The 7,906-nt window shown below is 40.4% G+C and carries 4 protein-coding genes; all 4 read left to right on the top strand.

Annotated features, from left to right (window positions below; genetic code table 11):
• Window positions 1-661, top strand: a 661-nt coding sequence (locus tag ACE1AQ_RS09075; RefSeq protein ID WP_374808271.1) for a Uma2 family endonuclease, incomplete at its 5' end; no start/stop codon positions are given.
• A 58-nt stretch (window positions 662-719) separates the two neighbouring features.
• The gene (locus ACE1AQ_RS09070; protein WP_110545092.1) at window positions 720-3,749 is read left to right on the top strand and encodes an Eco57I restriction-modification methylase domain-containing protein; all 3,030 of its coding nucleotides are present in this window, start codon (window positions 720-722) and stop codon (window positions 3,747-3,749) included.
• Window positions 3,750-4,099: 350 nt separating this feature from the next.
• The gene (locus tag ACE1AQ_RS09065) at window positions 4,100-4,327 is read left to right on the top strand and encodes a DUF4926 domain-containing protein (protein WP_008205712.1); all 228 of its coding nucleotides are present in this window, start codon (window positions 4,100-4,102) and stop codon (window positions 4,325-4,327) included.
• A 52-nt stretch (window positions 4,328-4,379) separates the two neighbouring features.
• Window positions 4,380-7,739, top strand: coding sequence for a helicase-related protein (locus tag ACE1AQ_RS09060; protein ID WP_110545094.1), 3,360 nt, complete (start codon window positions 4,380-4,382; stop codon window positions 7,737-7,739).
• Window positions 7,740-7,906 lie beyond the last annotated feature (167 nt).

The following is a 7,906-nucleotide window of genomic DNA, read 5'->3' as shown; positions in this document are numbered from 1 at the left end:
ACCACCATTGGAAAGTGATCTACACCTGCAACAGATCATCATTCTCCTTAGTTGTCTAGAATTATTATGGCGCGAGAGGAGTGATTACTACGCTTCGGGAAATCTAACCATCTACTACAACGAGGAACAACTAAAAAAACGCGATTTCTGGGGTCCAGATTTTTTTGTGGTTTTAGATACCGAAAAACGTCCCCGCAAAAGTTGGGTAGTTTGGGGAGAACAGGGTAAATATCCGGATGTAATTGTCGAGATTCTCTCCGATTCTACGGTCAATATTGACCGCAATAACAAGAAAATTCTCTATCAAAATACCTTTCGCACTCCTAATTATTTTTGGTTCGATCCTAATACTTTAGAATTGCAGGGATTTAGACTAATTGAGGGACAATATCAAGCCATTTCTCCCAATGAACAGGGTTATCTGTGGGGTGAACAGTTAGGATTATATTTAGGTATATTTGACCGTAAACTGCGTTATTTTACCGCCGATGGTCAATTAGTCCCCACTCCTCAAGAAGCGGAATTAGAGCAAAGACAGGCAAAAGAACAGGCTCTTTTAGAAAAAGAACAGGCTCTTTTAGAGAAAGAAAGGGAACGACAAGCTAAGGAAAAATTGGCCCAAAAATTGCGAGAATTAGGCATCGATCCCGATACAATTTAACTGAAGTGGCAAAAGTCCTAGAGAAAGTAAACCTAAATGAGAGGTCGTGAGAAAACTTATGAGTGATATTGAACTTCGGCAGTCAGTTTATGACCTTCTTTCATCCCTGAGAGGATTAGATGCGCTCAAAAAATTATTCTGGTCCGAGTTAAATTACGAGCAAGAAAATCAAACCCTGTCCCGACGCAATTGGCCAGATAAAGCAGTAGAAGCATTAGCAGAAGACCCAATTTTATTGGCTTCTGGGGGGGAAGATTTTCAGGTTATCTATGCTCGTCTCAACTCTAAGCAACTGCTGCTCAATTTAGAGCGTCTTGTCGTTACTCAACTGCTAAAAAACCATCCCTACTCTCTCTTTGTTTTCTCTGATTTCCACCAAGAACGGTGGCATTTTCTCAATGTTAAATATGATGTAAAACAAGAAAAACGGCAAGTCTTGCGGCGAATTACAGTGGGTCGGGGGGAACAGTTACGAACCGCCACAGAACGCCTAAGTTTACTGGATTTAGATAATATTAGTTCCGAGTCTCCTTTAGCGATTCAGGAACGTCATGATGAAGCTTTTGATGTTGAGAAAGTTACTAAGAAATTTTTTGAACAGTATCGCTCGGTCTTTGAAAAAGTTGAGCAATTAATTACTAAAACTCTCCCTAATGCTGACCAGAGAAGACTATTTACTCAGAAGCTGTTTAATCGCCTGATGTTTATTGTTTTTATCCAGAAAAAGGGTTGGCTGAAGTTTAACGAACAAACAGACTATCTAGAAACATTATGGCAGGATTATCAGAATGATAACAGCACCTCGGACAAAAACTTTTATCATAATCGCTTGACTCATCTGTTTTTTACGGGACTAAATAATCCCCAACAAACGGATATTATTGGTATCAATAACGGTGGTTTTCTTCGGCAAATAATTGGCACAGTTCCCTATCTTAATGGGGGATTATTTGAACAGGATGAAGATGACCGCAATCCTAATATAATAGTACCCGATCAGGCGATCGATGTTATCTTACAGGGCCTTTTTAGTAATTTTAATTTCACTGTAACTGAGAGTACACCCCTTGATGTGGAGGTAGCAGTGGACCCAGAAATGTTGGGAAAAGTGTTTGAAGAATTAGTCACGGGAAGACATGAATCAGGCAGTTATTACACACCTAAACCGATAGTTTCTTTTATGTGTCGGGAGGCTTTGAAGGGATATTTAAGCAGTAAATTAACTTCTGAAAACAAAGAAGCGATTGAGCTTTTTATTGACGAATATAATGCTATTAATTTAAAGAATCCAGAGGCAGTTTTAGAAACATTAAAACAGGTCAAAGTCTGTGATCCTGCCTGTGGAAGTGGAGCTTATTTATTGGGAATGTTGCATGAGTTATTAGATTTGCGTCAGTGTTTATTTGCCACTAAAGGTATTGATTATAAAACGGTTTATCAGCGCAAGTTAGAGATTATTGAAACTAATATCTATGGAGTTGATATCGATCCTTTTGCGGTTAATATTGCTCGCTTAAGGTTATGGCTTTCCTTAGCGGTTGAATATGAGGGAGACAATCCGCCACCGCTACCCAATTTGAAGTTTAAAATCGAAACAGGAGATAGTCTAACTGCTCCTAATCCCCAAGGTTCTGGGATGGTGCGCGAGGAGTTTATCCATCGGTTTAGGGAAGCTAAAGCGAAGTATTTAAGAGCGCATTTAGGCAGTGATAAACAAAGTCTTGAACAGGAGATTAATGAGGTTAAGAAACAGATTGCTTTATTAACCCATGGCAGTGCTTCTGTGATTGCGAGTGATAAGGAAGCTATCTCAAAAGGGTTTGATTGGGTGGTGGAGTTTGCCGAGGTATTAGCGGAGGGAGGTTTTGATATTCAGGTAGCAAATCCCCCCTATGTGAGAATGGAGTTATTTAAGGAAATTAAACCTGCTTTGCGGAAAAATTTCCCTGAAGTTCACAGTGATAGGTCTGATTTATATTGTTACTTTTATGGTCGTGCTTTGCAACTGTTAAAACAAGGTGGAATGTTAGCATTTATTTCTTCTAATAAGTGGTTTCGAGCCAAGTATGGGGAGAAGTTAAGAGAGCATATCGCTGATACTTGTCAGGTGAGAAGTATTACCGATTTTGGTGAATTGCCAGTTTTTGCAACAGCAGCCACTTTCCCAATGATTTTTATCTCTCAAAAGAGTGGTAAAATTAGTAACTTACCGATTTTTACTCAAGTTAAATCCTTAGAAGAACCTTATCCTGATGTCTTAGCTATTGTTAGACAGACTGGACAGAATTTACCAAAAGATGCGATTAAGGGAGCCAATTGGCTATTAACTGATGCGTCATCTGCTAACCGTTTACAGAAAATGGCAGCAGCAGGTGTTCCTTTAGGTGAGTATGTTAACGGACAGATTTATCGAGGTGTAGTAACTGGTTTTAATCAAGCTTTTGTGATTGATGGTGCAAAACGAGCAGAATTAATTGCTAAAGATCCTAAAAGTGCAGAGATTATTAAACCTTTAGCTGTGGGTGATGATGTGCGAAAATGGCGCATAAATTACAAAGACAGATATTTATTGTATATGTATCACGGTGTTGATATTAGCGAATTGAAATCTGTTATTGAACACTTAAAGCCTTATCGCCAACAACTTGAAAATAGGGCAAATAAACAAAAATGGTATGAATTACAACAACCTCAATTAAGATATTCAAAGGAATTTGAAAAACCAAAAATTGTTTTTCCAGATATTGCCAAAGAGTCTCGTTTTACATTAGATGAAAAAGGTCTTTATATTAATGATACAATTTTTATTGTTCCTGTTAATGATTTATATTTATTAGGTTTATTAAACTCCAAATCTGTTTGGAATTATCTTCAACAAAAGGCAGCAGTACTAGGAGATGCACAGAAACGCGGAAGAATACGGCTAAAACGTCAATATGTTGAAAAAATCCCCATCCCTCTCGCTTCTGAATCTGAAAAAGAACCCATCATTAAATTAGTACAAAAATGCTTAGATGCCAAGGGGGTTAACTGTGAAGAATGGGAGAAAGAGATAGATGAGAGAGTAGCGGCATTGTATGGACTGTAAGGGGTTAGATACCCGAATTATTAAAGAAGTCGGGTATCTGAAATCATCACAGAACTATGTTAAACAAAAAAATACTTAAGCAAAATCAGTAGATTAAGTTGAGGAAAACAATTTCGATTTCTTTATTAAGTAGCTGGTTATAATTAAGTTAAAAATGGATTTTAAGTCCGATCCCCCCTGCCCCCCTTAATAAGGGGGGTGCCGATCCCCCCTTAGTCCCCCCTTTAATCCCCCCTTGATAAGGGGGGTGCCGATCCCCCCTTAGTCCCCCCTTTAATCCCCCCTTGATAAGGGGGGCATCTGACAACTTTTAACGCCTACCTACTTATGTACTTTAAGGAGATAATCAAATGAAACTCTTAGATGTAGTTGCCTTATTAGAAGACTTACCCCAATTAGGATTATATTGCGGACAAGTCGGAACAATTGTAGAAGTTTATGAACCGACAGTTTTTGAAGTGGAATTTAGCGACACATCAGGACGTGCTTATGCTATCGAAACCTTACAAGAAAATCAACTAATGTTATTACATCATTCTCCCTTAAAACCTAAAAATTTACCTGTAAATATAGGGTAAATTTTCTTAAAAAACATTATTGATATAACAATTCTCTTATGGATATCGAACTATGCCTACCCACGACATCATCGACAATCGCCAGCAAAAATTAGTCGATAACATCAACCAAATTCTTCACTCTTCAGAAGCCGCTCATTTTGCCGTCGGTTACTTCTTCCTCTCCGGCTTTACTGCGATCGCACCCCGTCTCGCCACCATCCCACAAATGCGCCTCCTAATTGGCAACACCAGCAACCGGGAAACCATCGAACAATTAGCAGAAGGCTACCGCCGCTTAGAACTAATTAAAGACCATCTAGAGGCACAAGAATATCCCAAACGGACAGAACGCAAGCAGATGGCAACAGAAACCGCCGACAATATTCGTTCCAGCGTCGAACTAATGGACCAAACGGATCAAACAGAAACCTTAGTAAAAAATCTGGTTCTTATGATTGAAGAAAAACGCCTTCAGGTGCGAGTTTATACTAAAGGGCGACTCCATGCTAAAGCCTATATCTTCGACTACGGGACAATTTATAACCAGCAGGGACAACCTTTGGAACGTCAAGAAAAAGGCCTTGTTATCGTTGGTTCTTCTAACCTTACTTTATCAGGAATTTCCCACAATACCGAACTTAATGTTATCGTTCACGGTAATGAAAATCATGCCAGTTTAACAGAATGGTTTAACCAACTTTGGCAGGAAGCAACAGAATTTGATGAAACACTGATGCAGTCTTTAAAACAGTCGTGGGCGATGATGCCAGTACGTCCCTACGACATCTATATGAAAACTCTCTATATGCTCGTGCGCGATCGATTGACAGAAGAAACTGCCAGCGAAATGATGATAGATAACGAAATTACCGAGAAACTAGCAGACTTTCAAAAAGTAGCAGTTAACCAAGCGATCAAACTCATCCGCGAGTACGGAGGTTGTTTCGTTTCCGATGTGGTAGGACTAGGAAAAAGCTTTATTGGTGCTGCCATTGTCAAACGCTTTGAACAAGTGGAAAAAGCCCGACCCTTAATTATTTGTCCAGCTCCACTGGTGGAAATGTGGGAACGCTACAACGAAATTTATCAACTTAACGCCCGCGTTTTATCGATGGGATTGCTGCGGGAAGATGAAACCAGTGGCATCAGAGTTTTATTAGAAGATTTTAAATACAAAGATCGAGATTTTATCTTAATTGATGAAAGTCATAACCTGCGGAATGCCGCAACCCAAAGATATAAAATCGTCGAAGCCTTTTTAGCAGCCGGGAGACAATGCTGTTTTCTGACAGCAACTCCTCGTAATAAAAGTGCTTGGGATATTTATCATCAGATTAAACTTTTTCATCAAGATGATAAGACAGATTTACCCATAGAACCGCCCGATCTAAAAGAGTATTTTCGATTAGTAGAGAAAGGGGAACGGCAGTTACCTGACTTGTTATCTAACATCTTGATCCGGCGCACCCGCAACCACATTTTACGCTGGTACGGCTTTGATGCCAAGACTCATAAACCCGTAGATGCAGACAATTTCAAGGATTATTTAAACGGAAATCAACGCGCTTACGTTATTGTGGGCGGTAAGCATCAGTTTTTTCCCAAAAGAGAACTACAAACCATTGAATATAGTATTGAAGATACCTATCAAGGACTTTACCAAGAACTGCGCCAATATTTAGGGAAATCTCGCCAACAGCAACCAGCCAAACCTCGTAAAAATGAACTTTGCTATGCTCGTTATGGTTTGGGAAATTATGTATTACCAAATAAGCGCAAACAAGAACCATTACTCAGTTTACAAACTGGAGGGGCAAATTTAAGAGGACTGATGCGAGTCCTGTTATTCAAACGCTTTGAATCTAGCGTTTATGCCTTCCAACAAACTGTTAAGAAATTACTGCAAGTCCATCAACGCTTTCGAGAAGCTTTATGCCAAGGAATTATCCCCGCCGGAGAAGAAGCTCAGGCAATTCTCTATGAGCCAAACAATGGGGAAGAACAAGACATTATCGATGCCTTGCGTCAGGCATCTGGGAAGTATGATATAGCTGATTTTGATGCCCCAAGATTGCAGAAACACCTCGAACATGACATCCAATTGCTAGAGAAAATTTTGCACTTAGTTGAGCCAATTACCCCAGACAAAGATGCGAAATTACAAACCCTTAAAAGCTGGTTGAATAAACCTCCGCTGCAAGATAGCAAGTGCCTCATCTTTACTCAGTATGCTGATACCGCCTATTACTTGTATCAAAACCTCAATCCTAACGGCGATCAAGACGATCTAGAAGTCATCTACAGTGGCGATAAAAATAAGGCGCGGGTAGTGGGAAGATTTGCCCCCAAAGCCAACAAATACTATAAATTACAACAGGGAGAGTCGGAAATCAAAACTTTAATTGCTACCGATGTTTTAGCCGAAGGTTTAAACCTACAAGATGGCAACCTGATTGTTAATTATGACCTGCATTGGAATCCCGTCCGACTTATTCAAAGGTTTGGTCGGATTGATCGGATTGGCAGCGAGAATGATGTGGTTTACGGCTTTAATTTTCTCCCAGAGACGGGATTAGAGCGGAATCTAGGATTACGGCAAAAACTCAAAAACCGCATTCAAGAAATTCACGAAACCATCGGTGAGGATGCGGCAATTCTCGACCCAACGGAACAGCTTAACGAAGAGGCTATGTATGCGATTTATGAAAAAAGTGGTAGTCATCAATTAAGTTTGTTTGAAGATGAGGGAGAATTTCTCGACCTCAATGAAGCCGAAGAAATTCTCAGACAACTCCAGCGAGAAAATCCGGCTGAATACGAACGGATAGCTAACCTGCCTCATGGCATCCGAACGGCTCGCTTTTCTCTCAATAAGGGCATAATTGTCTTCTGTGAAGCTTCTTACCCTAACCGCAAAGATTGGAAGGGCTACCAGCAATTATATTGGCTCGATGAACAGGGAGAGATCAGATCAAAAGATACTGCCCGCATTTTAGGAATGCTCAAAACCACCCCAGAAGAAGCAGCGCTGCCGCTGCCCAAAAATTACAACCAAGCAGTCATGCAAGTCAAGATTAAATTTGCCCAAGAAGTCCAACACCGCCAATCGGAACGGGAGTACAGCCGTTCTCTGACTCAAGCACAGCGCTACATCTTGCGAGAATTGGGACTGCTGTTTAAAACCACTCAGGATGAAGAAATCCGTAAGCAGGTTAACCTATTAGAACAGGCCTTTCGCCAACCGATTACCACTGTACTCAAGCGCGAGTTAAACCTGATTAAGCGCCGTAGCCTGACAGGAGAAGCTTTGTTTAGCGAACTGAAGAAATTATACAGCCAACATGAGATGCGGGACTGGTTAGATCGCCGCCGCTTGCAAGGTGAGGAGCAACCAATTCCCATCATTATTTGCAGTCAGGCTTTAGTTTAGAAACGGCGATCGGTCAAGGTATAGAATTAAGTTATTGGTTAAAATCCCCCCGCCTTATCTCTGCAATTGTGAGAAAAAGCTATAATTAATCAATCCTAAAATACCGGGAAAAAGTCATGACAGCCCTAGACATTATCCCAGATGTCACCTATCCCCCCACAGATTTA

This window comes from Microcystis sp. BLCC-F209, from assembly GCF_041928595.1.
Classification (GTDB): Bacteria; Cyanobacteriota; Cyanobacteriia; order Cyanobacteriales; family Microcystaceae; genus Microcystis.
Note: the sequence above shows the minus strand (reverse complement) of the source record. Positions and strands in the feature narration are given on the sequence as shown.

Bases quoted from the DNA above. Each gene is read 5' to 3' on its own strand.
- ACE1AQ_RS09070 (WP_110545092.1), top strand. From the start codon at position 720: ATGAGTGATATTGAACTTCGGCAGTCAGTTTATGACCTTCTTTCATCC.
- ACE1AQ_RS09065 (WP_008205712.1), top strand. From the start codon at position 4,100: ATGAAACTCTTAGATGTAGTTGCCTTATTAGAAGACTTACCCCAATTA.
- ACE1AQ_RS09060 (WP_110545094.1), top strand. From the start codon at position 4,380: ATGCCTACCCACGACATCATCGACAATCGCCAGCAAAAATTAGTCGAT.